General features: G+C 64.5%; 23 protein-coding genes and 1 other RNA gene. 12 read left to right on the plus strand and 12 right to left on the minus strand.

Annotated elements, in window-relative coordinates:
• Positions 1–99: 99 nt before the first annotated feature.
• Entirely contained in the window at positions 100–1,239 is a 1,140-nt protein-coding gene (locus ACL9RJ_RS19690; RefSeq protein WP_177118633.1) for a DegT/DnrJ/EryC1/StrS family aminotransferase, read from the plus strand.
• Between the two features lie 113 nt (positions 1,240–1,352).
• On the opposite strand, the gene gcvH is transcribed toward ACL9RJ_RS19690, so the two are convergent.
• The 8 genes from gcvH to ACL9RJ_RS19730 form a co-directional block, all read right to left on the minus strand.
• Positions 1,353–1,736, minus strand: coding sequence for a glycine cleavage system protein GcvH (gene gcvH / locus ACL9RJ_RS19695; protein WP_017125429.1), 384 nt, complete (start codon positions 1,734–1,736; stop codon positions 1,353–1,355).
• Positions 1,737–1,795: 59 nt separating this feature from the next.
• A complete protein-coding gene (gene gcvT / locus ACL9RJ_RS19700) occupies positions 1,796–2,878 on the minus strand; it encodes a glycine cleavage system aminomethyltransferase GcvT (protein WP_017125430.1) in 1,083 nt (360 codons plus the stop codon).
• A gap of 156 nt (positions 2,879–3,034) precedes the next feature.
• Positions 3,035–4,651, minus strand: coding sequence for an ABC transporter permease (locus ACL9RJ_RS19705; protein WP_017125431.1), 1,617 nt, complete (start codon positions 4,649–4,651; stop codon positions 3,035–3,037).
• A 162-nt stretch (positions 4,652–4,813) separates the two neighbouring features.
• A complete protein-coding gene (locus ACL9RJ_RS19710) occupies positions 4,814–5,815 on the minus strand; it encodes an extracellular solute-binding protein (protein ID WP_017125432.1) in 1,002 nt (333 codons plus the stop codon).
• A 106-nt stretch (positions 5,816–5,921) separates the two neighbouring features.
• Positions 5,922–7,139 (minus strand): 2-octaprenyl-3-methyl-6-methoxy-1,4-benzoquinol hydroxylase, encoded by a 1,218-nt coding sequence (locus ACL9RJ_RS19715; RefSeq protein WP_422765608.1) that lies wholly within the window; start codon positions 7,137–7,139, stop codon positions 5,922–5,924.
• A gap of 139 nt (positions 7,140–7,278) precedes the next feature.
• Positions 7,279–8,466 carry a 2-octaprenyl-6-methoxyphenyl hydroxylase gene (gene ubiH, locus ACL9RJ_RS19720; protein ID WP_422765573.1) on the minus strand — a complete coding sequence of 396 codons (1,188 nt, stop codon included), beginning with the start codon at positions 8,464–8,466 and terminating at the stop codon, positions 7,279–7,281.
• Entirely contained in the window at positions 8,463–9,797 is a 1,335-nt protein-coding gene (gene pepP / locus ACL9RJ_RS19725) for a Xaa-Pro aminopeptidase (RefSeq protein ID WP_177064550.1), read from the minus strand. The genes ubiH and pepP overlap by 4 nt, the downstream gene beginning before the upstream one ends.
• Before the next feature lie 26 nt (positions 9,798–9,823).
• On the minus strand, positions 9,824–10,378 hold the full coding sequence (locus tag ACL9RJ_RS19730; protein WP_017125436.1) for a YecA family protein: 555 nt from the start codon (positions 10,376–10,378) through the stop codon (positions 9,824–9,826).
• 164 nt (positions 10,379–10,542) lie between these two features.
• On the opposite strand from ACL9RJ_RS19730, the gene ACL9RJ_RS19735 reads away from it, so the two are divergent.
• From ACL9RJ_RS19735 to ACL9RJ_RS19750, 4 genes are all read left to right on the plus strand, one after another.
• Positions 10,543–10,752 (plus strand): TIGR02449 family protein, encoded by a 210-nt coding sequence (locus tag ACL9RJ_RS19735; protein WP_017125437.1) that lies wholly within the window; start codon positions 10,543–10,545, stop codon positions 10,750–10,752.
• Positions 10,749–11,066, plus strand: coding sequence for a cell division protein ZapA (locus tag ACL9RJ_RS19740; RefSeq protein ID WP_017125438.1), 318 nt, complete (start codon positions 10,749–10,751; stop codon positions 11,064–11,066). Before ACL9RJ_RS19735 ends, ACL9RJ_RS19740 begins: the two co-directional genes overlap by 4 nt.
• 31 nt (positions 11,067–11,097) lie before the next feature.
• Positions 11,098–11,275: non-coding RNA, 6S RNA (gene ssrS / locus ACL9RJ_RS19745), on the plus strand.
• 88 nt (positions 11,276–11,363) lie between these two features.
• Positions 11,364–11,969 carry a 5-formyltetrahydrofolate cyclo-ligase gene (locus ACL9RJ_RS19750; RefSeq protein WP_422765574.1) on the plus strand — a complete coding sequence of 202 codons (606 nt, stop codon included), beginning with the start codon at positions 11,364–11,366 and terminating at the stop codon, positions 11,967–11,969.
• Positions 11,970–12,016: 47 nt separating this feature from the next.
• Here the strand turns inward: ACL9RJ_RS19750 and ACL9RJ_RS19755 are convergent, their stop codons facing one another.
• The gene (locus ACL9RJ_RS19755) at positions 12,017–12,175 is read right to left on the minus strand and encodes a hypothetical protein (RefSeq protein ID WP_085983771.1); all 159 of its coding nucleotides are present in this window, start codon (positions 12,173–12,175) and stop codon (positions 12,017–12,019) included.
• A gap of 185 nt (positions 12,176–12,360) precedes the next feature.
• Between ACL9RJ_RS19755 and ACL9RJ_RS19760 the strand changes: the two genes are divergently transcribed.
• The 4 genes from ACL9RJ_RS19760 to ACL9RJ_RS19775 all read left to right on the plus strand — a co-directional run bounded on the left by ACL9RJ_RS19760 (position 12,361) and on the right by ACL9RJ_RS19775 (position 17,759).
• Entirely contained in the window at positions 12,361–12,810 is a 450-nt protein-coding gene (locus ACL9RJ_RS19760) for an EVE domain-containing protein (RefSeq protein WP_017125441.1), read from the plus strand.
• 142 nt (positions 12,811–12,952) lie between these two features.
• Positions 12,953–13,918 carry an HlyD family secretion protein gene (locus tag ACL9RJ_RS19765; protein WP_422765576.1) on the plus strand — a complete coding sequence of 322 codons (966 nt, stop codon included), beginning with the start codon at positions 12,953–12,955 and terminating at the stop codon, positions 13,916–13,918.
• On the plus strand, positions 13,915–16,641 hold the full coding sequence (gene rbbA / locus ACL9RJ_RS19770) for a ribosome-associated ATPase/putative transporter RbbA (RefSeq protein ID WP_422765577.1): 2,727 nt from the start codon (positions 13,915–13,917) through the stop codon (positions 16,639–16,641). The genes ACL9RJ_RS19765 and rbbA overlap by 4 nt, the downstream gene beginning before the upstream one ends.
• Positions 16,641–17,759: an ABC transporter permease gene (locus tag ACL9RJ_RS19775; protein ID WP_017125444.1), complete on the plus strand. Its 1,119-nt coding sequence runs from the start codon at positions 16,641–16,643 to the stop codon at positions 17,757–17,759. The genes rbbA and ACL9RJ_RS19775 overlap by 1 nt, the downstream gene beginning before the upstream one ends.
• Positions 17,760–17,845: 86 nt before the next feature.
• Here the strand turns inward: ACL9RJ_RS19775 and ACL9RJ_RS19780 are convergent, their stop codons facing one another.
• Positions 17,846–18,259: a flagellar basal body-associated protein FliL gene (locus ACL9RJ_RS19780; protein ID WP_017125445.1), complete on the minus strand. Its 414-nt coding sequence runs from the start codon at positions 18,257–18,259 to the stop codon at positions 17,846–17,848.
• Positions 18,260–18,416: 157 nt separating this feature from the next.
• On the opposite strand from ACL9RJ_RS19780, the gene ACL9RJ_RS19785 reads away from it, so the two are divergent.
• The gene (locus tag ACL9RJ_RS19785) at positions 18,417–19,394 is read left to right on the plus strand and encodes an NADPH:quinone oxidoreductase family protein (protein WP_177087163.1); all 978 of its coding nucleotides are present in this window, start codon (positions 18,417–18,419) and stop codon (positions 19,392–19,394) included.
• A gap of 229 nt (positions 19,395–19,623) precedes the next feature.
• Complete coding sequence (gene glpT / locus ACL9RJ_RS19790; RefSeq protein WP_017125447.1) at positions 19,624–20,973, plus strand: glycerol-3-phosphate transporter; 1,350 nt, start codon at positions 19,624–19,626, stop codon at positions 20,971–20,973.
• Here the strand turns inward: glpT and ACL9RJ_RS19795 are convergent.
• Both ACL9RJ_RS19795 and ACL9RJ_RS19800 read right to left on the minus strand, forming a co-directional pair.
• Positions 20,970–21,617 carry a gamma-glutamylcyclotransferase gene (locus tag ACL9RJ_RS19795; protein WP_017125448.1) on the minus strand — a complete coding sequence of 216 codons (648 nt, stop codon included), beginning with the start codon at positions 21,615–21,617 and terminating at the stop codon, positions 20,970–20,972. The two genes, glpT and ACL9RJ_RS19795, sit on opposite strands and share 4 nt — an antisense overlap.
• A gap of 28 nt (positions 21,618–21,645) precedes the next feature.
• Positions 21,646–24,048 (minus strand): TonB-dependent receptor plug domain-containing protein, encoded by a 2,403-nt coding sequence (locus ACL9RJ_RS19800; protein ID WP_422765578.1) that lies wholly within the window; start codon positions 24,046–24,048, stop codon positions 21,646–21,648.
• A gap of 304 nt (positions 24,049–24,352) precedes the next feature.
• On the opposite strand from ACL9RJ_RS19800, the gene ACL9RJ_RS19805 reads away from it, so the two are divergent.
• The gene (locus ACL9RJ_RS19805; RefSeq protein WP_017125450.1) at positions 24,353–24,835 is read left to right on the plus strand and encodes a hypothetical protein; all 483 of its coding nucleotides are present in this window, start codon (positions 24,353–24,355) and stop codon (positions 24,833–24,835) included.
• Positions 24,836–24,863: the final 28 nt, after the last annotated feature.

A 24,863-nucleotide genomic window follows, 5' to 3' on the forward strand; every position in this document is an offset into this window, starting at 1 on the left:
CGAATTTGAGCTAACGAACTAGCCGTACAGGCCACGAGCTGTCTATCCTTTATCGCCTGCGGATCATTTCCCGGCCTTCACATCGGACGTCACGACCCCATGAGCCAACTTCCTTTCCTGCCCTTCTCCAAACCCACCATCGACGAAGCGACCATCTCGTCGGTCGCCGAAGTCCTGCGGTCCGGCTGGATCACCAGCGGTCCCAAGGTGGCGGCCTTTGAAGCCCAGTTGTCGGAATACTTCGGCGGCCGTCCCGTGCGCACCTTCAACTCCGGCACCTGCACCATGGAGATCGCCTTGCGCATCGCCGGCATCGGCCCGGGTGACGAAGTCATCACCACGCCGATCTCCTGGGTCGCCACCGCCAACGTGATCATAGAAGTCGGCGCCACCCCGGTGTTCGCCGATATCGACCCGGTGACCCGCAATATCGACCTGGATCAGGTCGAGGCCGCGATCACTCCACGTACCCGGGCGATCATCCCGGTGTACCTGTCCGGCCTGCCGGTGGATATGGACCGTCTCTACGCCATCGCCAAGAAACACAACCTGCGCATCGTCGAAGACGCCGCCCAGGCCCTGGGTTCGGAGTGGCACGGGCAGAAGATCGGCGCCCTCGGTGACTTCGTGTCGTTCAGCTTCCAGGCGAACAAGAACATCACTTCGTCCGAAGGCGGTTGCCTGGTATTGAACAACGCCGAGGAAGCGCGCCTGGCGGAAAAATATCGCCTGCAGGGCGTGACCCGCACCGGCCATGACGGGCTGGACGTGGATGTGCTCGGCGGCAAGTTCAACATGACCGACGTCGCCGCGGCCATCGGCCTGGGCCAGTTCGCCCATATCGACACCATCACCGCCCATCGCCGGGAGATGGCCCGCTACTACTTCGAACTGTTCGGCAGCGATTTCGAGGAGCAGTACGGCGCGCAGCTACCGGTACAGGATTTCACCCACAGTAACTGGCACATGTTCCAGCTGGTCCTGCCGGAGCGTACCGATGGACAGCCGGCGCGGGCGACCTTCATGGAGGACATGAAGCAGCAGGGCATCGGTATCGGCTACCACTACCCGGCGATCCACCTGCTGAGCCTGTACCGCGAACGCGGTTTCAAGGAAGGCATGTTCCCGGTCGCCGAACGCGTCGGGCGCCTGATCGTCTCGTTGCCGATGTTCAACGTGATCACCAGGGCCGATGTCGAGCGCGCCGTGGCGGCGGTCAAGACAGCATTGAAACGCTGATACCGCATGAAAAACTGTAGGAGCCGGCTTGCCGGCGATGGCGTCCCTGAGGACAGTACAAGGCTTGAGGACCTCATCGCCGGCAAGCCGGCTCCCACAATTCAGTGTACCTATTACTCGCCGATGGCTGCCTTGTAGCCCGCCGCATCCAGCAGCTTGCCCAGGTCCGCCTCGTCGTTCGGCTTGAGCTTGAAGATCCACGCCCCATAAGGGTCGCTGTTCAACAGCTCCGGCTCGCCGGACAGTGCATCGTTGACCGCGATCACCTCGCCGGCAACCGGCGAGTAGATATCGGAGGCGGCTTTCACCGACTCCACCACACCCGCCTGATCACCGGCAGCGAACACATTGCCGACTTCCGTCAGCTCAACGAACACCACATCGCCCAAGGCCTCCTGAGCGTGGTCGCTGATGCCCACGGTGACCGTACCGTCGGCTTCCAGGCGGGCCCATTCATGGCTTTCGGCAAAACGCAGTTCGGCAGGGATATCGCTCATATTCAATGTCCTCGAGAAGAAGTGTCGGCGGACCCGCCACGCGGGCTCGCCAGATAAGATCAGACCAGGGTTTTGCCATGACGCACGAACGTCGGCCTTACCACGCGAACCGGGTACCATTTGCCGCGAATTTCCACTTCGGCGCGATCAGCCGTCGCCGAGGGAACGCGCGCCAGCGCAATCGACTTGCTTAGCGTAGGAGAGAAACTACCACTGGTGATCTCCCCTTCGCCAATGTCAGCGATACGAACCACCTGGTGGGCACGCAGAACCCCCCGTTCCTCCAGCACCAGGCCGACCAGCTTGAGCTCCGGTCCGCGGGCCTTTTCCGCTTCGAGGGCGGCCCGGCCGATGAAGTCGCGGGACGCCGGCTCCCAGGCAATGGTCCAGGCCATGTTGGCGGCCAGGGGCGAGACATCCAGGTGGATATCCTGGCCGTACAGGTTCATTCCGGCTTCGAGCCGCAGGGTATCGCGGGCACCGAGGCCGATCGGGGAAATGCCGGCGCCGACCAGGTCGTTGAAGAAACCGGGCGCCTGCTCGGCCGGTAGCACGATCTCCAGGCCGTCCTCGCCGGTATAGCCGGTGCGGGCGATAAACCAGTCGCCGTCGCTGCGGCCTTCGAAGGGTTTGAGCTGCTGGATCAACTGGCCACGGGACTGGGTCACCAGCTCGCTGATCTTGTGCCGGGCCTGCGGCCCCTGGATCGCCAGCATCGCCAGTTCGGGGCGCTCCAGCAGTTGCACGTCGAACTGGCCGATCCGGGCGTTCATCCACGCCAGGTCCTGGTCGCGGGTGGCCGCGTTGACCACCAGGCGATAACCGTCGTCGATGCGGTAGACGATCATGTCATCGATCACCCCGCCCTGCTCGTCGAGCATGGCGCTGTACAAGGCGCGGCCGGGGCTGTCGAGACGCTCGACATCATTGGCCAGCAGGTACCGCAGCCAGGCCTTGGCCTGGCTGCCGGCGATATCGATCACGGTCATGTGCGAAACATCGAAGACCCCGCAATCGCGTCGCACCTGATGGTGCTCCTCGACTTGCGAGCCGTAATGCAGAGGCATATCCCAACCGCCAAAATCGACCATCTTCGCGCCAAGGGCGAGGTGCAGGTCATACAGAGGCGTACGCTGTCCCATGGGTTTCTCCTTCCGGGCGTGGCGAAGGTGCGGACAGGCGTCGGATTGGCTTGAGCCCTTTATGGATGGGGCCTTGAGCCATGTTCCAGCACCCGGTCTGTCAGACGGACCGCACCGAATGCCGCGCATTGTAGCCGCAAGGGACCGACCTGGCACCTAACCGATTTGCCGAGCCGAGCGACGGATCAGGCCGATCACCGGCAACAGGCCGACCAGCACCAGTGTCAGCGCCGGCAGCGACGCCCGCGCCCACTCGCCCTCACTGGTCATCTCGAAGATCCGCACCGCCAGCGTATCCCAGCCGAACGGGCGCATCAGCAGGGTCGCAGGCATTTCCTTGAGCACGTCGACGAACACCAGCAAGGCGGCGCTCAAGGTGCCGGGCAGCAGCAACGGCAGATACACTTTGAAAAACAGTCGCGGCCCACCGACACCCAGACTGCGGGCCGCTTCCGGCAACGACGGACGAATCCGCGCCAGGCTGTTTTCCAGCGGCCCATAGGCCACCGCGATAAAACGCACCAGGTACGCCAGCAGCAGGGCCGACAGGCTGCCCAGCAGCAACGGCTTGCCAGCACCGCCGAGCCAGCCGGACAACGGGATCACCAGTTCCCGGTCCAGGTAACTGAACGCGAGCATGATCGATACCGCCAGCACCGAGCCGGGCAGCGCATAGCCGAGGTTGGCCAGGCTGACTCCGGCGCGGATGGCCCGGGTCGGCGCCAGGCGCCGCGCGAACGCCAGCACCAGCGCCACGGCGACGGTGATCAGCGCGGCCATGCCCCCCAGGTACAGGGTGTGCAGGATCAGTCCGGTGTAACGCTCATCGAGGTCGAAGCGGCCGCGCTGCCAGAACCACACCACCAGTTGCAGCAACGGAATGACAAAGGCGCAGGCGAACACCAGCAGGCACCAGCCGCTGGCAACCCATGCCTTCAGGCCACGCAAGTGATACAGCGCCTTGCCCCGCGGCCGCTCGTTGCCGGCACGGCTGGCGCCGCGGGCCCGCCGCTCGCCGTAGAGCACCAGCATCACCGCGAGCAGCAGCAGGCTGGCGAGCTGGGCCGCGCTGGAGAGGCTGAAGAAGCCATACCAGGTCTTGTAGATCGCGGTGGTGAAGGTATCGAAGTTGAACACCGAGACCGCGCCGAAATCCGCCAGGGTTTCCATCAGCGCCAAGGCCACGCCGGCACCGATGGCCGGACGCGCCATGGGCAGGGCCACGCGCCAGAATGCCTGCCAGGGAGATTGGCCGAGGACCCGGGCGGCTTCCATCAAGCCCTTGCCCTGGGCCAGGAACGCGTTGCGCGCCAGCAGGTAGACATAAGGGTAGAAAACCAGCACCAGTACCAGGATCACCCCGCCGGTGGAGCGTACCCGTGGCAGGCGCAGGCCGCTGCCGAAGACTTCCCGCAACAGGCTTTGTACCGGGCCGGAGAAATCCAGCAGGCCGACGAAGACAAACGCCAGGACATAGGCCGGAATGGCAAAGGGCAGCATCAACGCCCAATCGAGCCAGCGACGGCCGGGAAACTCGCAGAGGCTGGTGAGCCAGGCGAGACTGACGCCAAGCAGGGTGACGCCGACGCCGACGCCGACCACCAGGGTCAGGGTATTGCCCAGCAGGCGGGGCATCTGGGTTTCCCAGAGGTGGGACCAGATCTGCAGGTCGATCGACTGCCAGGACAGCAACAGCACGCTCAGCGGCAACAGCACCAGGGCCGCGACGGCGAGAACCAGGGGATACCAGCGGCGTTGGGCGGGATGGGCCAAGGGAGCTCTCAGAACAGGTGTTTACACGCCGGCCCCCTGTGGGGGCCGGCTTGCTGGCGATCCAGACGACAGGGTCGGGCAGGAGAACGCATCGATACTATCGCCGGCAAGCCGGCTCCCACAGGGTTTTGTGTCGCGACCGGGCTTTGTCTGGCGCCCCTGTCAGTTCCAGCCGACGCGATCCATCAGGCGGATCGCCTCGGCCTGGCGCTTGCCGGCGATTTCCACCGGCAGGGCATCGGGCACGAACTTGCCCCAGCTCGCCACTTCCGCCGACGGCGGCACCGCCGGGTTGGCCGGGAACTCCTGGTTCACGTCGGCAAAGATCCGCTGGGCTTCAGGTGTGGTCATCCATTCCACCAGCGCCTTGGCCGCTTCCGGGTGCGGTGCATGCCGGGTCAGGCCGATCCCCGACAGGTTCACATGCACGCCTCGGTCGCCCTGGTTCGGCCAGAACAGTTTCACCGCCAGGTTCGGGTTCTGCTTGTGCAGGCGACCGTAGTAGTAGGTATTGACGATGCCGACGTCGCACTGCCCGGCGTTGATCGCCTCGAGCACCGCGATGTCATCGGAGAAGACGTCGGTGGACAGGTTGTTCACCCAGCCCTTGAGGATCTGCTCGGTCCTGGCCGCACCATGGGTTTCGATCAGGGTGGCGGTCAGTGACTGGTTGTAGACCTTCTTCGCCGTGCGCAGGCACAGGCGACCCTCCCACTGCTTGTCGGCCAGGGCCTCGTAGGTGGTCAGGTCGGCGGGTTGCACCCGCTCGGTGGAATAGGCCAGGGTCCGCGCCCGCAGGCTCAAGCCGGTCCATTGGTGGGCCGACGAGCGATATTGCAGCGGGATATTGGCGTCGATCACCTTGGAGGTGAACGGCTGCAGGATGCCCATCTGTTCGGCCTGCCAGAGGTTGCCGGCATCGACGGTCAGCAGCAGGTCGGCGGTGGCGTTCTCGCCCTCGGCCTTGATCCGCTGCATCAGCGGCGCTTCCTTGTCGGTGATGAACTTCACCTTCACCCCGGTCTTCTGGGTGTAGGCATCGAACACCGGCTTGATCAGCTCATCGATACGCGAGGAGTACACCACCACTTCGTCGGCGGCATGGGCCGCGCCCGCCACGAAGGTTAGGGCCAGGGCCGTCAGTAGACGCTTCGGTGCCGACATGGGAGCGATCTCTCGAATTCGAAATGAACGCGAAATGATAGTGACTCACATTTGGCACCTCAACCGAAGTCGGCGCGGAGGCGTTACCAGATGTTGCCGCGCACTGTCAGGCCCTGGCCAGCTCCGGCAGGTCGCCACTCAGGCCCAGCGCCTGGCGGACAAACAGGGCCTTGGCCTCCGGCATCTGGTTGACCATCTTCAGGCCGGTGTTGCGCAGCCAGCGCAGCGGCAGGCGATCGGCCTGGAACAGTCGCTCGAAACCTTCCATCGCCGCCATCAGGCCAAGGTTGTGGGGCATGCGCCGACGCTCGAAGCGACTGAGCACCTGTACATCCGCCAGCCGCTCGCCACGCTCGACCGCGTGCAACAGCACCTCGGCCAGTACCGCCGCATCGAGGAACCCCAGGTTCACGCCCTGCCCGGCCAATGGGTGAATGGTATGGGCCGCGTCGCCGATCAGCGCCAGCCCTTCGGCGACATAACGCTTGGCATGGCGCTGGCGCAGCGGCACGCACAGGCGTGGGTCGACGGACAGTACCGTGCCGAGTCGACCTTCGAAGGCCCGCTCCAGCTCGCGGCAGAAAGTCGCCTCGTCCAGTGCCATCAGGCGCTCGGCTTCACCCGGCGTGGTCGACCAGACAATCGAACACCAGTCCTGGCCGCCATCGCGTTCCAGCGGCAAGAAGGCCAGCGGGCCGTCATCGGTAAAGCGCTGCCAGGCGGTCATCTGGTGCGGCTTCGAGCTGCGCACGCTGGTGACGATGGCGTGGTGCAGGTAATCCCACTCGCGGGTCGCGCAGCCGGTCAGGCGGCGCACCGCCGAGTTCGCGCCGTCGGCGGCGATCACCAGCGGCGAGCGCAGCTTGCGCCCGCCGGCCAGGGTCAGCAGCCAGTCATCACCGGAGCGGCGCATCTGCTCCAGCCGCGCATTGGCCAGCAGGCCCATGTCGCAATCGTGCAAGCGGTCGAGCAAGGCGTCCTGGACCACCCGGTTCTCGACGATATGCCCGAGCACATCGGCATGCACGCTGGCCGCCGAGAAGTGGATCTGTCCGGTGCCGCTGCCGTCCCAGACCTGCATGTCGCGGTAGGGACTGGCGCGCCGGCCGGCAATGCCCGACCACACGCCCAGGCGCTCGAGGATGCGCTGGCTGGCGGCCGACAGGGCACTCACCCGGGGTTCGAACGCTGCCTGCGGGTCGAACGGCTTGACGCTCATCGGACCGCCATCGAGCAACAGTACTTCCAGCCCGCTGTCTTTCAGGGCGAGGGCCAGGGCACTGCCGACCATCCCGGCCCCGACAATCAGCACATCTGCGCGCATTTCCATGCTTTAAGCCTTAGTCAACGTTAGGCAAACCTTGTAGGAGCCGGCTTGCCGGCGATGGCAGACGGCGCGGTGCATCTGTTGCAACGCGTTATCGTTCATCGCCGGCAAGCCGGCTCCTACAGGGCTCGGGGTTCTAGACATCGGAACGGGTACCCAGGCCCATGGCCTGGCGGGCGAACCAGCGCTTGGCCGGCGGCAGCAGGTCGAGGCCGAGCAGGCCGAGATTGCGCCCCAGGGCCACCAGCGGCTGTGCCGTGCCGAACAGCCGGGTGACCTGGTCGGAGAAGCCGACGGTCAGCGTCTGGTCCAGGCGCTGGCGCTCCTGGTAACCGCGCAGGGTGGCGAAGTCGCCCAACCCCGCCTCACTGGCCAGCAGGGCATCCGCCAGCGCCTGGGCGTCGCGCAGGGACAGGTTGAAGCCCTGCCCGGCAATCGGGTGCAGGCTGTGGGCCGCGTTGCCCAGCACCGCCAGGTGCGGACGGACCTGCTCCTCGGCCTCCACCAGCGTCAGCGGGTACAGGTGCCGCGCACCGACCTGCTTCAAGGTGCCGAGGCGATAACCGAATACACCCTGCAATTCACTGAGGAAGCTGCGCTCATCCAGTTCCGCCAGCCGCTGGGCGTCCATCCCGAGCCGGGTCCAGACCAGCGCACAGCGATTGTCCGGCAACGGCAGCAAGGCCATCGGCCCTTCATCGGTAAACCGCTCGAAGGCCATGCCGTGATGGGCCTCGCTCGGCGAAATATTGGCGATCAGCGCACTCTGGTTGTACGGCCGCTTGCGCACGCCGATGCCCAGTTGCTCGCGCAGGCCGGAGCGGCCGCCATCGGCCAGCACCGCCAGATCGCACTCGAGCACGGTTTCATCGTTGAGGGTCAGGCGGTAGCCGTCTTCCAGCGGCTGCAGGCGGGTGACCTCGGCCGGACAACGCCAGCTGACCACCTCCCGGTCCAGTCCCTGCCAGAGGCATTGACCGAGCCAGGCGTTCTCGACCACGTAGCCCAGGGCCGGAACCCCTTCTTCGATGGCCGACAGCCGCGCCGTGGAGAAACGTCCGCGATCGGACACGTGAATCTGCTTGATCGGCTCGGCCCGCTGCGCAATCGCTTGCCACAGGCCAAGGCGTTCGTAGATCTGCCGGGCACCGAAGGACAGCGCCGAGGAGCGGGCGTCGTAGCTCGGCTGGTAACTGTCGCCGGGGGCGAAGGGCTCGATCAGCACGATCTTCCAGCCCCGTGCCCTGGCCCCGGCCTGCAACGCCAGCGCCAGGCTGGCACCAACCAGGCCGCCGCCGATAATCGCCAGATTGACCCGGCTCATGCCGCTTCGGTCCGGGCCGCAGCCATCAGGGCCTCGATCTCGGCAACGGTCTTGGGCACGCCGCCGGTCAGGATTTCACAACCTTGCTTGGTCACCACCACGTCGTCCTCGATGCGCACGCCAATGCCGCGCCATTTCTTCGCCACGTCCTGGTTGTCCGGGGAAATGTAGATCCCCGGCTCCACCGTCAGCGCCATGCCAACTTCCAGCACGCGCCATTCGCCGCCGACCTTGTACTCGCCGACATCATGCACATCCATCCCCAGCCAGTGGCCGGCGCGGTGCATGTAGAAGGCCTTGTAGGCCTCGCCGTCGATCAGCTCGTCGACATCGCCGTGCAACAGTCCCAGCGCCACCAGCCCGCTGGTAATCACCCGCACCGTGGCCTCGTGCGCCTGGTTCCAGTGCTTGTTCGGCGCGATCTCGGCGAACGCCGCTTCCTGGGCAGCCAGCACCAGCTCATAGATCGCCTTCTGTTCGGGCGAGAACTTGCCGCTGACCGGCCAGGTACGGGTGATGTCGCTGGCATAGCAGTCGATCTCGCAACCGGCGTCGATCAGCACCAGGTCGCCATCCTTGAGCAATGCGTCATTCTGCTGGTAGTGCAGGATGCAGCTGTTGCGTCCGGCGGCGACGATGGAGCCGTAGGCCGGCATCTTCGCCCCGCCCTTGCGGAACTCGTAGTCCAGCTCGGCTTCCAGGCTGAACTCGTGCAGGCCGGCACGGCTGGCCTGCATGGCGCGCACATGGGCGCGGGCGGAAATCGCCGCGGCCTCGCGCATCACCTTCACTTCCGCCGCCGATTTATACAGGCGCATGTCGTGCAGCAGATGATCCAGGGCAACGAATTCGTTCGGCGGCTGCGCGCCGAGGTGCGCCTTGGAGCGGATCACATTGATCCAGTCCATCAGGTGGCGGTCAAACTCCGGGTTGCTGCCCATCGCCGAATAGACCCGGTCGCGCCCTTCGATCAGGCCCGGCAGGATGTCGTCGATATCATTGATGGGGAACGCGTCGTCCGCGCCGAAATCGCGGATCGCGCCCTCCTGGCCGGCGCGCAGGCCGTCCCAGAGTTCACGCTCGACATTGCGCTCGCGGCAGAACAGCACGTATTCGCCGTGGGCCCGGCCGGGGATCAGCACGATCACCGCCTGGGGCTCGGGGAAACCGCTGAGGTACTGGAAATCGCTGTCCTGGCGGTAGACATACTCGACATCGCGATTGCGGATCGCCACGGCGGCGGCCGGCAGGATCGCGATGCTGTTGGGTTCCATCTGCGCCATCAACGCCTTGCGGCGCCGGGCGTATTCCGCTTTGGGGATATGAATCATGGGCAGATGGAGCTCCCTGTCCTGGCTCAGTGCAACGAAGGCTTGGCAGCCGGCTCAACCGCTTTGTTGACCTCGGTGAACAGCAGCAGCGGTGCGACGCGCAGGTACTCCATGACTTCCATGTAGTCGTTCTCGCCGTCGTCGGACTCTTCCAGCGCGTCCTGGACCTGAGCGATGGCCGCGAGGTCCTGCAGCACCTCGGTGGCCTCGATGCTCAGGGCGTTGGCGCGGTAGGTCAGGCCGAAACCGGCGAGGAAACCCTGGCACCACTGGCCCAGGGCAATCGCCCGCTCGGTGAGCGGCGCATCGTCGCTCGGCAACAGCAGGACAACGGTCATGTCGTCGCTGGTAAGCTCGCCCTTGACCATCTCCTGCAAGCCGACCAGGGCGTTGCGCACGTTGTCCTGCGGTTCGCCTTCGAGCAGTTCGGCGGCATCCACCAGCCAGCTGTCGGCTTCGAAGCCGGCACCGGCACAACTGCGGCCGAGCAACAGCCCGTGCAGTTCGGCGGGAGAGACCGGATGACCGCTGGTGCTCAGCAGGGTGGCAAAGGCGTTGTACGGGGAATTCTGAATAGGCATGGGCGGCTAGGCGCCGAACGGCGCAATGTCTAGAATGAAGGCCTTGTATCCTAGCATTCGGGAACACGCCAAGACCATCAAGGCGGATAACTCGTTTGCCAAGCGCTCCAGCGACGACCTGCATGCCGCTCGTCATATTCAGTGGACACCAAAGTAGATAACGAATGGAAGACACCGACCTGCACGCGCTGATGGCCAGACTCGAACTGCTGATTACCCGGGTCGAGCAACTTAAAAGCCAAAACGGACTCCTACTAGCTCAGGAAAAAACCTGGCGCGAGGAGCGCGCACACCTTATTGAAAAGAACGAAATCGCCCGGCGTAAGGTCGAATCGATGATTTCGCGCCTCAAGGCCCTGGAGCAAGACTCATGAGTTCAAGCAATAACGTTACCGTGCAGATCCTCGACAAAGAGTATTCGATCATCTGCCCCCAGGAAGAACGCAGCAACCTGGTCAGCGCCGCCCGCTACCTGGACGGCAAGATGCGCGAAATCCGCAGCAGCGGAAAAGTCATCGGCGCCGATCGCATCGCCGTGATGGCCGCGCTGAACATTACCCATGACCTGCTGCACAAGCAGGAACGCCCTGATGTGCAGGCCAGCGGCTCGACGCGCGAACAGGTGCGCGACCTGCTGGATCGTGTGGATCTGGTGCTGTCTTCCGACTCGGATACCAGCAAGGGCTGATTCCCGCGGCCACTTTCAGGTATACTGGCGTCACTCCCTGGAGTACTTGCCAGTTGGTGATGTCCCTGAGCCGATTCGCACTACCCTGGGTGTTACACGTTGGGCCGGTGTGCATGTCCGCTAGACGGAAAGCCTTAAGGTCTACTGTAACTTCCACCTTGAACTTTCGGGTTCAAGGGCTAAGCCGACAGCGCTACGTCGGGGAGCCTGAATTATCGTCCAATGCCGGCCATCGCGCCGGCGTTGGTCTTTCACGAGCCGCCGTCCTGGCCGCTCGATTGCCGACAGCCGAATCCCATGAGCGAACCTGCGCCGCTTTCCCGCCCGCAACTTCGACGACTGCTGCGCAAGGCCCGCCGCGCCCTCACGCCCGGCGAACAACGCCAGGCCGCGCGCGGCCTGTATCGGCAACTGGCGCAACACCCGCTGTTTCGCCGCGCCCGCCATGTCTCCCTGTACCTGCCCACCGACGGTGAAATCGATCCGCGCCTGCTGCTGCGTGAAGCCCAGCGCCGCGGCAAGCACACCTACCTGCCGGTGCTGAGCGCCTGGCCACGAACGAAGATGGTGTTCCAGCGGATTCGTCCGGGGGAAAAGCTCCACCCCAACCGTTTTCGCATCCTTGAGCCGCGGATCAATCCGGCCGCGCAGCGCAAGGTCTGGGCACTCGACCTGGTGCTGTTGCCGCTGGTCGGCTTCGATGCGCAGGGGGGACGGCTGGGCATGGGCGGCGGTTTCTACGACCGCAGCCTGGCCTATCAGTCCCGCCGCCAGAGCTGGCGCAAGCCGCTCCTGCTGGGGCTGGCCCATGAATGTCAGAAGGTCGGGAGACTGGACCAGGCCAGTTGGGACGTGCCGCTGCAGGGAACGGTCAGCGACCGTGCCTGGTATATCGCGAAATAAACGGGGGACGAGGCGTCACCGGGGATGGCGACGCCCTTGCGACGGGATCAGCGCTTGAACAGGGTCGATTGCTGGGGCTGGTGCTGGACGATTTCAACCGGGACGTCTTTCTTGCCCGACCACAGGCCCTGTGCGTAACCCGTGGTTACCACACCCAAACCGAACAAAATAACCAAAATCCATAGTAAATCCGGTTTGCGTTTCATCGATTGCCCCCCTAGGCAAATCACATACGATGACAGCAGCGGTTTTTCTTTATAGGCCGTGCAGCAGCGTCAAGCTTAAAATCCCGGCATTTTGCGATAACGTGAACCGCTACGCAAACGCTGACGTCAACCGACTGTCGGTTTGTGCAAGAAATTGCCCGACAAACTGCCCAAGGAGCAAAACCATGGCCTACTGGCTGATGAAGTCCGAGCCGGACGAACTCTCGATCGAAGGTCTGGCCAAGCTCGGCGAGACCCGCTGGGACGGTGTGCGCAACTATCAGGCGCGCAATTTCCTGCGGGCAATGGCGATCGGCGACCAGTTCTTCTTCTATCACTCCAGTTGCCCGGAACCGGGGATCGCCGGCATCGGCAAGATCGTCGAGGCGGCCTACCCGGACCCGACGGCCCTGGACCCGCAAAGCCACTATCACGACCCGAAAGCCACCCCCGAGAAAAATCCCTGGAGCGCGCTGCAGGTCGGCCATGTGGAAACCTTCGCCAAGGTGCTCGGCCTCGGCTACCTGAAGCAGCAGGCGGCGCTCGAGCAGATGCCGCTGGTACAGAAAGGCAGCCGGCTGTCGGTGATGCCGGTCACGCCGCAGCAGTGGGCGGCCGTCCTGGCCTTGCGCTGAAACGAGCGGAACTGCCCGGTCACGACATTCTCCCTGCCAGCGGTCCGCCAATCAGGTTAGGCTTGCCCTTCATTTGACCGGCATCAAGCCGCCACCGCGCGGAACCGGTCAGACTAGGACGCTACCGATGCAGGATGCAGCAATGTCGATGAATCACCGCCGTTCCCGTCTTTTCGCCGGTTCCCTGCTGATCGTGCTGTTGGCCGCCGGCGGCTTCGGCTACTGGAAATCCCTCCATGACCGCCTGCCCGAAGGCCTGAGCATGGGCAACGGCCGCCTCGAGGCGACCGAAGTACAGATCGCCAGCAAGATCCCCGGCCGACTGGCCGAGGTCCTGGTCAACGAAGGCGACAAGGTCACCAAGGGCCAACTGCTGGCACGCATCGACACGCGCACCCTCGAAGCCCAGCGGGTCCAGGCCGAGGCCGAAGTGCTGCGGGCCCGGGAAACCTTCGCCGCGGCCCAGGCCAACGTGCAACTGCGCCAGAGCGAACTGCTGCTGGCCGGCCAGGAACTCAAGCGCTTTCGCGAACTGTCCCAGCGCGGGTTCGCCAGCGGCCAGTTGCTCGACCAGCAGCAGGCCCGCTACGACACCAGCAACTCCGCCGTCCTGGCCGCCAAGGCCCAGGTCGCGGCACTGAGCGCTTCCATCGGCGCCGCCCAGGCCCAGGTTGCCCAACTGACCAGCGAAATCGACGACAGCAGCCTGCTCGCCCCCATCGACGGCATCATCCAGCTGCGCCTGGCCGAACCGGGCGAAGTCCTCGGGGCGGGCGGTCGCGTACTGCTGCTGATCGACCCGGGCGACCAGTACATGAACCTCTACCTGCCCGCCTCCGTCGTCGGCCGCCTGACCCCGGGTGACGAGGCGCGTGTACTGCTCGACGCCCTGCCCGAACAACCCCTGCCGGCGAAAATCGCCTTCGTCGCCGCCAAGTCGCAGTTCACCCCCAAGGAAGTGGAAACCCGCGACGAGCGCCAGAAACTGGTGTTCCGGGTCAAGCTGCGCCTGACCGACCCCGCCGCCGTGCCCCAGGCCAAACCCGGCATGCCCGGCGCCGGCTACGTGCGCACGGCGCCCACGGACTGGCCGGCCAACCTGCAATGAGCGGCCTGGCGCTGCAAGCCAGCGGCATCGGCCATCGCTACGGCAGGCAGGCGGCGCTGCTGGATATCGGTTTCAGCCTGCCGGCCGGCACCCGCTGCGGGCTGATCGGCCCGGATGGCGCGGGTAAATCGAGCCTGCTCGGGCTGATCGCCGGGGTCAAGAAACTCCAGCAGGGCCGGCTCGAAGTGCTCGGTGGCGCCATCGACGACCGGCGTCACCGCAACAGCCTCTATCCGCGTATCGCCTTCATGCCCCAGGGCCTGGGTGGCAACCTCTACCCGGAACTGTCCATCAGCGAAAACATCCGCTTCTTCGGCACGCTCTTCGGTCTGTCGAAAACCGACTGCGACCAGCGCATGCACAACCTGCTGCGCGCCACCGACCTCGAACGCTTCGCCGAGCGACCGGCGGGCAAACTCTCCGGCGGCATGAAGCAGAAGCTCGGCCTGTGCTGCGCACTGATCCACGAACCGGACCTGCTGATCCTCGACGAACCGACCACCGGCGTCGACCCGTTGTCACGCCGACGCTTCTGGGAGCTGGTGGACGAGGTCCGCCGCCAACGCCCGCAATTGACGCTGCTGGTGGCGACCGCCTACATGGAGGAGGCCGAGCAGTTCGAACACTGCCTGATGCTCGATCGCGGCAAGCTGATCGCCGCCGGGCCGAGCCGGACCCTGGCCGGCAGCACCGCCAGCGGCAAGCTCGACGATGCCTTCACCCACTTCCAGGGCGACAGCAGCCGCGACAACCGGCCCCTGGTCATCGCCCCCCGGGACAACAGCCAGATCGATATCGCCATCGAGGCCCACGACCTGACCCTGCGCTTCGGCGACTTCACCGCGGTGAACAAGGTCAGCTTTGCCATCGGCCGGGGCGAGATTTTCGGCTTCCTCGGCTCCAACGGCTGCGGCAAGACCACCACCATGAAGGTCCTGACCGGCCTGATGCCGGCCAGCGAAGGCAGCGCCCGGCTGCTCGGCAAACCCGTGGATGCCCGGGACCTGGCGACCCGCAAGCGCGTCGGCTTCATGTCCCAGAGCTTCTCGCTGTATGGCGAGCTGAGCAGCCGGCAGAACCTCGAACTGCATGCCCGCCTGTTCGACCTGCCCAAGGCCGACAGCACCGCGCGCATCCAGGAACTGATCCAGCGCTTCGACCTCGGCGAGATCGCCGACCAGCCCTCCGCCGCCCTGCCCCTGGGCCTGCGGCAACGCCTGTCCCTGGCGGTGGCGGTGCTGCATCGCCCGGAAGTGCTGATCCTCGACGAGCCGACCTCGGGCGTCGATCCGGCGGCACGGGACGACTTCTGGCGGCTGCTGGTCGAGTTGTCCCGGGAACAGGGGGTGACGATCTTCCTCTCGACCCATTTCATGAACGAAGCCCGGCGCTGCGACCGCATCTCGCTGATGCACGCGGGGCGAGTCCTGGCCTGCGATACCCCGGACGCCCTGCAACGACAGTTCCAGGGCGAGACCCTGGAAGCGGCATTCGTCCGCTGCCTGGAACAGGCACAGGACAGCGCCACGCCTGAAGCGCCGGCCCCCACGACAGAAACGCCGGCTGCCCCGGCTGCCGCGTCATCCAACGGCAGCGGCTTCAGCCTTGCGCGCCTGCTGGCGGTCGCCAGCCGCGAGGGCAAGGAACTGCTGCGGGACAAGGTGCGCCTGGCCTTTGCCCTGCTCGGCGCGCTGTTCATGATGGTGATCTTCGGCTACGGGATTTCTCTGGACGTGGAAAAACTCGCCTTTGCCGTCTACGACCAGGACCAGACCCCGCAAAGCCGGGCCTACCTCGAAGCCTTTCGCAGTTCCCGCTACTTCGCCGAACAGACGCCGATCCGCGATGCCGCGCAATTGCACACACGCCTGCAACGCTCGGAGATCAAGCTGGCCCTGGAGATCCCGCCGGGCTTCGGCCGCGACCTGTACGCCGGGCGCCAGCCGACGGTCGCCGCCTGGCTGGACGGCGGCATGCCGTTTCGTGCCGAGACCAGTCGCAACTATGTCGAGGCGGTGCACCAGGCCAATCTCGAACAGGGGGCCGCCCAAGGCAGCCCGGCCCTGGACAACCGACCGGCCGCCCGCCTGGAAACCCGCTTTCGCTACAACCAGGACGTGGTCAGCGTGAACGCCATCGGCCCCGGCGTCATGGCGCTGATCCTGGCCTTCATCCCGGCCATGCTCACCGCCTTGGGCATTGTCCGCGAGAAGGAACTGGGCTCGATCACCAACTTCTACGCCACGCCGCTGACCCGCCTGGAATTCCTGCTCGGCAAGCAGGCGCCGTACCTGGCGGTGAGCCTGGTCAACCTGGGCCTGCTGGTGGCGATGAATCGCTGGCTGTTCGGCGTGCCGTTCAAGGGCAGCGGCCTGGCCCTGGCGTTCGGCGGCCTGCTCTATGTGCTGGCGACCACCAGCATGGGCCTGCTGATCTCGGCGTTTACCCGCACCCAGATCGCCGCGATCCTCGGCACCATGATCATCACCAGCCTGCCGACCATCCAGTTTTCCGGGCTGATCGTGCCACGCTCGTCCCTGGAGGGCGCCGCGGCGCTGATGGGCATGCTCTTTCCCGCCGGGCACTTCCTCGATATCGCCGTCGGCACCTTCACCAAGGCCCTGGACCTGCGCCAGCTCTGGCCGCAGTGCCTGACCTTGGCCGGGTTCTTCGTGGCCTTCACCGGCCTGAGCCTGGTCATGCTCAAGAAACAGGAGGCGTGATGCACAAGCTTGCCCATATCCTGCGTCTCGGCCTGAAGGAGCTGACCAGCCTGCGCCATGACAGCGTACTGTTGCTGTTCCTGCTGTACGCCTTCAGCGTGGCGATCTACATGCCGGCCGCCGGCTCGGTGATCGGCGTGCACAACGCCAGTGTCGCCCTGGTGGACGAGGACCACAGCGCCCTCTCGCGCCAGCTCGGCGAAGCCTTGCAGCCACCGGAATTCCAGCGCCCCGCGCCACTGGCCTACGACCGGCTGGACCAGGCCCTGGACAGCGGCCAGTACACATTCGTGATCAACGTGCCGGCGAATTTCCAGGCCGACCTGCTGGCCGGGCGACAACCCGCGGTGCAGGTCAATGTCGATGCCACCGCGATGAGCCAGGCGTTCATGGGCGCCGGCTATATCGGACGGATCTTCCAGCGTGAACTGCTGGGCTATGGCGGCCAGGCCGACGCCGCCGGCAAGGCGCCGGTGCTGCTCGCCAGCCGCGCGCTGTTCAACCCGAACCTGGAAGGCGGCTGGTTCCTGGCAGTGATCCAGATCGTCAACAACATCACCATCCTGGCGATCATCCTCACCGGCACCGCGCTGTTGCGCGAACGCGAGCACGGCACCCTCGACCACCTGCTGGTGCTGCCGCTGACCGCCCTGGAAATCATGCTGGCGAAGATCTGGAGCAACCTGCTGGTGGTGGTGATCTGCACCTGGATTTCCCTGGAAGTGATCGTCAAGGGCGCCCTCGGCGTGCCGCTGGCCGGTTCGCTGGGGTTGTTCCTCGGGGTGACGGCGCTGTATCTGTTCGCCAGCACGGCGCTGGGCATTTTTCTCGCGACCCTGGCGCGTTCGACACCGCAATTCGGCTTGCTGGCGATCCCGGTGATCATTCCCATGCTGTTGCTGTCCGGCGGCAGCACGCCGCTGGACAGCATGCCCGAATGGCTGCAATGGGTGATGCAGGGTTCGCCGTCGACGCACTTCGTCAGCCTCGGCGCGGCGATCCTGTTTCGCGATGCGGGAATCAGCGTGGTGTGGCCCGATGTGCTGGCGCTGGCGGGCATCGGGCTGGTGTTCTTCGCGATTGCGCTGGCGCGGTTTCGCAAGAGCCTGGCGTCCTGAAACGGGAGCACGGCTTGTTGTCGCGACCAAGGGCCTCTTCGCGGGCAAGCCCGCGAAAAGCTGGAGCGGACACTACAAATCCCGGATCACTGCACGATCAGGTTGTTGAACAGCAGGTCTTCCACCTGCGGCTTGCCGGTCTCGTCGCTCAATACCTGCTGGACCTGCTTCAGGGCTTCCTGGCGCATCTTTTCCTTGGCGTCGACATTGCTCATCGACTCGGTGCTCTGCTGGGCGAACAGCGCCACCAGCTGGTTGCGGATCAACGGCTCGTTGGCCTTGACCGCCTGGGCCGCGGCGTCACCCGTCACACGCAAGGCGACATCGGCCTTGTAGACCTTGAGCTTGGGGCTGCCGTCCAGGCCATAATTGCCGACGAACGGTGGCGTCAGGCTGATATAGCTGACCTTGGGACCCGCCGCTTCACCTTCCTTGGCCTCTTCCGCCATTGCCGCCATCGGTAGCGACAAGGCCAACATCAACATGATCCACGCTTTCACAATTCGCTCCTTATCCGGTTTGCGGCCTAGCATATCGATCCCCGCCGTCGAGCCCAAGCACAAAGCTTATAACCGACTATCAGGCCAGGGCATGCTCGTTGACCCGTTGACTCACACACCTACACTTATCGGCCATCACTCCCAAAGGAATAGCCCGATGAAAGCCGTGCTGTGCAAAGCCTTCGGCCCCGCCGAAACGCTGGTGCTGGAAGAGGTCGCGAGTCCGACGCCGAAAAAGAACGAAATCCTGTTGCAGGTGCACGCCGCCGGGGTGAACTTCCCGGATACGCTGATCATCGAGGGCAAATACCAGTTCAAGCCGCCCTTCCCATTCTCGCCCGGCGGTGAAGCTGCCGGCGTGGTCGCGGCCGTGGGGGAAAAGATCAGCCACCTCAAGGTCGGCGACCGGGTCATGGCCCTGACCGGCTGGGGCAGCTTCGCCGAGGAAGTGGCGGTGCCGGGCTACAACGTGCTGCCGATTCCCGCCGCGATGGACTTCACCAGCGCCGCGGCCTTCAGCATGACCTACGGCACCTCGATGCACGCGCTGAAACAACGCGCGCAGTTGCAGCCGGGCGAAACCCTGCTGGTGCTGGGGGCTTCCGGCGGCGTAGGCCTGGCCGCCGTGGAAATCGGCAAGGCGATGGGCGCGCGGGTCATCGCCGCCGCCAGCAGCGCGGAGAAACTGGCGGTGGCCAAGGCCGCCGGGGCCGATGAACTGATCAACTACAGCGAAACCAGCCTGAAGGACGAGATCAGGCGCCTGACCGACGGCAATGGCGCCGACGTGATCTACGATCCGGTGGGCGGCGACCTGTTCGACCAGGCCGTGCGCGCCATTGCCTGGAACGGCCGGTTGCTGGTGGTCGGTTTTGCCAGTGGGCGCATCCCCGAGCTGCCGGTGAACCTGGCCCTGCTCAAGGGCGCGGCGGTGGTCGGCGTGTTCTGGGGCTCGTTCGCCCAGCGTCAGCCTCAGGACAACGCGGCGAACTTCCAGCAGCTGTTCGCCTGGTTCGCCGAGGGCAAGCTCAAGCCGCTGGTGTCCCAGACCTATCCGCTGGCCGACGCGGCCCAGGCCATCAACGACCTCGGCCAGCGCAAGGCCGTGGGCAAGGTGGTGGTCCAGGTACGTTGAACCGTAGGGGCGGGCTTGCCCGCTCCTGCAGGACGGCCATCAATCTGGAAATATCCGGCAACATCCATCCTCCAGAAACGCCTCCTGCCTGCCCCTCGGCGACATGTTCATAAAACAACATCGAGAGTCATCCATTTCTGACTTTTGTGAATGCGAAAGCCTGCTATTTTCGGTAACGAAAATGTAACATTCGCATCCGCAGTCAAAACAAGAAATCTGGAGCTCTTGAATGTTTGCCTTCTTTCGACCTGCCGCACATCAGGCGCCCCTGCCTGAGGAAAAAATAGACAGTACCTACCGCCGCCTGCGCTGGCAGATCTTCGCCGGGATCTTCTTCGGTTACGCCGGCTACTACCTGTTGCGCAAGAACTTCTCCCTGGCCATGCCGTACCTGATCGACGAAGGCTACAGCCGCGGCGAGCTGGGCCTGGCGATGTCGGCGATCGCCATCGCCTACGGCCTGTCGAAGTTCCTCATGGGCCTGGTGTCCGACCGCTCCAACCCGCGCTACTTCCTGCCCTTCGGCCTGCTGGTGTCCGCCGGGGTGATGTTCATTTTCGGTTTCGCGCCCTGGGCGACGTCCAGCGTGACCATGATGTTTATCCTGCTGTTCATCAACGGCTGGGCCCAGGGCATGGGCTGGCCGCCAAGCGGGCGGACCATGGTGCACTGGTGGTCGCAGAAGGAACGCGGCGGCGTGGTCTCGGTGTGGAACGTGGCGCACAACGTCGGCGGCGGCCTGATCGGTCCGCTGTTCCTGCTCGGCATGGGCCTGTTCAATGACTGGCACGCGGCGTTCTACGTCCCGGCGGCCGTGGCCCTGGCCGTCGCGGCCTTCGCCTTCATCACCATGCGCGATACCCCGCAGTCGGTCGGCCTGCCGCCGATCGAGAAGTACAGGAACGACTACCCGGAAGGCTACAACGCCAGCCACGAAGACGAATTCAGCGCCAAGGAAATCTTCGTCAAGTACGTGCTGCGCAACAAGATGCTCTGGTACATCGCCATGGCCAACGTCTTTGTCTACCTGCTGCGCTACGGCGTACTGGACTGGGCACCGACCTACCTCAAGGAAGCCAAGCACTTCGACGTCGACAAGACCTCGTGGGCGTATTTCTTCTACGAGTGGGCGGGGATCCCGGGCACGCTGCTGTGCGGCTGGATGTCGGACAAGATCTTCCGCGGCAACCGCGGCCTGACCGGCATGGTATTCATGGGCCTGGTGACCGTGGCGACGCTGGTGTACTGGCTCAACCCGGCCGGCCACCCGACCATCGACATGATCGCGCTGTTCTCCATCGGCTTCCTGATCTACGGTCCGGTGATGCTGATCGGTCTGCAGGCCCTGGAACTGGCGCCGAAAAAGGCCGCGGGCACGGCCGCCGGCTTTACCGGGCTGTTCGGCTACCTGGGTGGCTCGGTCGCCGCGAGCGCGGCCATGGGCTACACCGTGGACCACTTCGGCTGGGACGGCGGTTTTGTCCTGCTGGTCGCGGCCTGCCTGCTGTCCATGGCGTTCCTGGCCCCGACCCTGTGGCACAAGCAGGTCGCCAGCCAGAGCCGCGAAGCCATTGCCTAATGCGCGCCTGAACGGCAGCGCTTGAGCCGCGCCTCCAGATTACGATCCGGCATGGCGTGGCTGCGCAAGGCGCTGGCGGTCTGCTCGACATAGTCACGGGTGGTGCCGTAGCGTCCGCAAGCGCTCTGCAGCACCTGGGTCAGCACACTGTCGGGCAGGTTGCCGGCATAGCTGGGCAGGTGCCGCTCCAGCACAAAGCCCAGGGCCTGGACCGTCTGGCCATTCTCCAGGCGGCAATTGAGCCAGTGCGGCCGGTAGGACGGCACCGGCATCTCCCGCTGCCACAAGGCGTAGAGCGACGCCTCCAGTTGCTCCTCCGGCAGCCGATAGGCAAAACCACTGCAAGACCCCCCGCGATCCAGCCCGAACACCAGCCCCGGCAACTCCGGCGTCCCGCGGTGCTCGTGGGACCACAGGTACAGGCCACGGTGATAACCGTGGACCCGGCCGCGCACCCGCTCCGCCGCCGAACACTCCGGACGCCAGATCAGCGAGCCGTAGGCGAAGAGCCAGACCGGCCCGCCCTTGTGCCGGGCCATGGTGGCTTGCATCGAGCTGAGCAATTGTTCGTGGGTCAGCTGCGCCCCCAGCTCAAGGCGCGGCGGATAGGCCAGACTCAACAACGCAGGATCTGTGACAGCCATGACGAATCGCGTGGAGCTCCTGAAATAGTTACCAGTTGTAAGTCACTTTACCGTAATAAAACGCACCGCTGTAACCGTACGGCGAATAAGTGCTGTAGGCCAGGTTGCCGCCGCTGTTCGCGTAGGCGCTGAGCTTTTCCGGGTACTTGTCGGTGACGTTGTCACCACCCAGGGTGAAGGTCCACTGCTTGAGCTTGTAGTCCGCCGCCAGGTCCAGCAGCCATGCCGCCTTGAAGGTCTGGTCGTTGATCGCATCGGCCTGGTAGCTGGTGAATTCGCCATAGCGCACCAGGTTGCTGTGCAGCACCCAGTTGCCGAAGCTCAGGTCGTTGCCGAAGGTCAGCTTGTGCTGTGGCGTGGTGTCACCCAGCAGGCCGAGCTTTTCCCGGCGATCGACCCGCACCAGGTTGACCCCGAGCTGGTTGAGGATCGCCGGATTGTCCTTCACGTCGGTGACCTTGGTGTGGTTGTAGTTGTAGCCCAGGGTGCTGTTCCAGCGCACGCCGTTATCCAGCTGGTAGCGATAGTTGGCGACCAGGTCGATACCGCTGGTGCTGGTATTCGTGGCATTGGTGAAGTAGCGGGCGCTGGTGTAGTTGATATTGCCCACACCGTTGGCCTGCAGGTAGTTGATCGCCGCGTTGTTCAGCACCAGGTTGGACGACAGGCTGATCCGGTCGCGGATATCGATGCGGTAGACATCGGCGGTGACCGTCAGGTTGTCCGTCGGCTCCAGCACCAGGCCGAGGCTGTAGTTACGCGATTTCTCCGCCTTCAGGTCCTCGGCCCCGAGCAGGCGCGCCACCTGGCTGTTGGCCGCGAAGGTGCCGGCCTCCTGAATAGTCGGGCCGATCAGTTGCGACGAGGTGTAGGTGAAGTTCTGCTGGGCCAGGGATGGCGCGCGGAAACCGTTGGAGATGCTGCCGCGCACGGCCACCTGCGGGGTGAAGTCGTAGCGCGCCGACAACGAGCCGCTGACATTCGAGCCGAAATCGCTGTAGTCCTCATGACGTACCGCCGCCGAGGCGCTGAGTTTCTCGGTGAAGTTGGTTTCCAGGTCCAGGTACTGGGCGAAGTTGTGCCGCGAATAACTGCCGGCATCGGCCGCGCGGAAACCGCCAAGGCCGGAGCTGCCGGTCTGGTAGTAGGACTCCGGCTGGCCGGCGCTGATCTGGTAGCCCTGACGCAGGTACTCGGCCCCCACCGCCACGGATACTGGATACGGCAGCCAGCCGAGGTTGAATTCCCGCGACAGGTCGAAGTTCAACTGGCGCTGGTCGTTGCTCAGGGTGCCGTTATCGAACTTGCGCGGGCTGTTCAGGCCCAGCGAGGTGTTGATGGTCTCGGTGCTCAGCTCGTACTGGTTCTTGCCGTAGTTGGCCGACAGGTCGTAGTGCCAGTCGTCCGCCAGCAGGCCGCGCAGGCCAACCACCAGCGAGGTGTCCTCGAGGTTGCCGTGAATCAGCGGCAGGTAGCCGTTGGGGAAAATCGCCGGGATGTTGTTCGAGGCATTGCTGGCCCGGTAGAACGCCGCGGTTTCGCCCCGACGCTTACTGTAGCCGCCAAAGCTGTAGAGTTCGGCGGCATCGTTGAAGCTGTAGGCAGAGTTGAACTGCAGCTTGCCTTCGTTGGTCGACGGCTCGCCCTGGCGGAATACCTGCTGGCCGTAGGTCGTCGAACCGATGCTGGCCGGACGGTAATCCTTGCCGGCGCGGTTGGTATAGTCGTTGTCGGCGCCTTCGCCGGAGAGATTGAAGAAGCCGTTGTCGCCCAGGGCAAAGCCGCTGTTGCCGCCGATCTGGCGCTGGATGCCGTCGCCCTTCTTGTATTCGCCGAACTTGCTGGAGATCGAGCCGCCATGATCGGTGCTCTTGAGGATCACGTTGATCACCCCGGCAATGGCGTCGGAGCCATAACGGGCGGACGCGCCATCGCGCAGCACCTCGATATGGTCGACCGCCGACAGCGGGATCGCATTCAGGTCGGCCGGGGCCGAACCCCGGCCCACCGCTCCCCCCAGGTTGACGAAGGCGCTGGTATGGCGTCGCTTGCCGTTGACCAGCACCAGTACCTGGTCCGGCGACAGCCCGCGCAGTTGTGCCGGACGCACCAGTTCGGCGCCGTCCACCAGGCTCGGGCGGGGGAAGTTGATCGATGGAATCAGCCGTGCCAGCACGGTGCCCAGTTCATCCGAACCGCTGCTGCGCAGGCTGTCGCCGCTGATCACGTCGATGGGTGACAGCGATGCGCTGGCCGTGCGCTCCTGGGCGCGGGTGCCGGTGACAATCACGGTGTCGAGTATCGGCGCGTCGGCCGTGGTGTTATCAGACTCGGCGGCAGCCGCCGCACTGAAGGTTATTGCGCCTGCGGCGGTCAGCAAATGCGCAGACAAAATCGCCGAGTACAGCCGGTGTTGCGTGTTGCTCCCCATACCGCTCCCCTTGGAATCCAAAGTCGGGGCGTCTTGCCCCGAGTTCGCACGATCGGTCCGTGTGGCGAACGGTGTCGGTCATTGTGTTGATGATTGGCAGATACAAAGCCGGTAGTCCGATGTCATATAGCTTAATGATATGTAACAAAGAAATTAAATATCGGAATCGAATATATATAAGCTAAATGCAGTATCGGTAAAAAACCCTACATCCTTTTCAGACTCCAGGGTCTGACAACCCATTGCCCGGCTTCGTATAACGGCCACTTCTTTAATCGCCGCACACCACGAAAGGCCTGCGCTCATGAACACATCGACCTTCACTCTGGTTCTCACCCTGCTGCTGGGCTCGACCGGCGTGGCGTACGCCGTCCAGGAAGCACCTGGGGAAAAAGGCTTCTGGTACGCCCAGACCAGCCTGTATACCCGACACTATTCGCCGGACCCCGAGCACAACAATCGCCAGGACCTGATCGGTCTGGAACGCCATGAAGCGTCGGGATGGGTGTATGGCGCGGCGACCTTTCGCAACTCGTTCAGCCAGCGTTCGTACTACGGCTACGTCGGCCAGCGTTTCGACAGCTCGCGTTATCCGCTGTATGCGAAGGTGACGGGAGGGTTGCTACAGGGATATCGCGGTGAGTACCGCGACAAGATCCCGTTGAATCGCCTGGGCGTGGCGCCCGTGATCATTCCGTCGGTCGGCGCCCATTACGGGCCGCTGGCGACCGAACTGGTATTTCTGGGTTTCAATGCGGCGATGATTACCACGGGGGTGCGGTTCTGAGCCTCCGAACCACCCACCGGGGCAACAC

Source organism: Pseudomonas sp. Mn2068, from assembly GCF_049319725.1.
Classification (GTDB): Bacteria; Pseudomonadota; Gammaproteobacteria; order Pseudomonadales; family Pseudomonadaceae; genus Aquipseudomonas; species Aquipseudomonas gingeri.

Bases quoted from the DNA above. Each gene is read 5' to 3' on its own strand.
- ACL9RJ_RS19690 (WP_177118633.1), top strand. From the start codon at position 100: ATGAGCCAACTTCCTTTCCTGCCCTTCTCCAAACCCACCATCGACGAA.
- gcvH (WP_017125429.1), bottom strand. From the start codon at position 1,736: ATGAGCGATATCCCTGCCGAACTGCGTTTTGCCGAAAGCCATGAATGG.
- gcvT (WP_017125430.1), bottom strand. From the start codon at position 2,878: ATGGGACAGCGTACGCCTCTGTATGACCTGCACCTCGCCCTTGGCGCG.
- ACL9RJ_RS19710 (WP_017125432.1), bottom strand. From the start codon at position 5,815: ATGTCGGCACCGAAGCGTCTACTGACGGCCCTGGCCCTAACCTTCGTG.
- ACL9RJ_RS19715 (WP_422765608.1), bottom strand. From the start codon at position 7,139: ATGCGCGCAGATGTGCTGATTGTCGGGGCCGGGATGGTCGGCAGTGCC.
- ubiH (WP_422765573.1), bottom strand. From the start codon at position 8,466: ATGAGCCGGGTCAATCTGGCGATTATCGGCGGCGGCCTGGTTGGTGCC.
- pepP (WP_177064550.1), bottom strand. From the start codon at position 9,797: ATGATTCATATCCCCAAAGCGGAATACGCCCGGCGCCGCAAGGCGTTG.
- ACL9RJ_RS19730 (WP_017125436.1), bottom strand. From the start codon at position 10,378: ATGCCTATTCAGAATTCCCCGTACAACGCCTTTGCCACCCTGCTGAGC.
- ACL9RJ_RS19735 (WP_017125437.1), top strand. From the start codon at position 10,543: ATGGAAGACACCGACCTGCACGCGCTGATGGCCAGACTCGAACTGCTG.
- ACL9RJ_RS19740 (WP_017125438.1), top strand. From the start codon at position 10,749: ATGAGTTCAAGCAATAACGTTACCGTGCAGATCCTCGACAAAGAGTAT.
- ACL9RJ_RS19750 (WP_422765574.1), top strand. From the start codon at position 11,364: ATGAGCGAACCTGCGCCGCTTTCCCGCCCGCAACTTCGACGACTGCTG.
- ACL9RJ_RS19755 (WP_085983771.1), bottom strand. From the start codon at position 12,175: ATGAAACGCAAACCGGATTTACTATGGATTTTGGTTATTTTGTTCGGT.
- ACL9RJ_RS19760 (WP_017125441.1), top strand. From the start codon at position 12,361: ATGGCCTACTGGCTGATGAAGTCCGAGCCGGACGAACTCTCGATCGAA.
- ACL9RJ_RS19765 (WP_422765576.1), top strand. From the start codon at position 12,953: ATGTCGATGAATCACCGCCGTTCCCGTCTTTTCGCCGGTTCCCTGCTG.
- rbbA (WP_422765577.1), top strand. From the start codon at position 13,915: ATGAGCGGCCTGGCGCTGCAAGCCAGCGGCATCGGCCATCGCTACGGC.
- ACL9RJ_RS19775 (WP_017125444.1), top strand. From the start codon at position 16,641: ATGCACAAGCTTGCCCATATCCTGCGTCTCGGCCTGAAGGAGCTGACC.
- ACL9RJ_RS19785 (WP_177087163.1), top strand. From the start codon at position 18,417: ATGAAAGCCGTGCTGTGCAAAGCCTTCGGCCCCGCCGAAACGCTGGTG.
- glpT (WP_017125447.1), top strand. From the start codon at position 19,624: ATGTTTGCCTTCTTTCGACCTGCCGCACATCAGGCGCCCCTGCCTGAG.
- ACL9RJ_RS19795 (WP_017125448.1), bottom strand. From the start codon at position 21,617: ATGGCTGTCACAGATCCTGCGTTGTTGAGTCTGGCCTATCCGCCGCGC.
- ACL9RJ_RS19800 (WP_422765578.1), bottom strand. From the start codon at position 24,048: ATGGGGAGCAACACGCAACACCGGCTGTACTCGGCGATTTTGTCTGCG.
- ACL9RJ_RS19805 (WP_017125450.1), top strand. From the start codon at position 24,353: ATGAACACATCGACCTTCACTCTGGTTCTCACCCTGCTGCTGGGCTCG.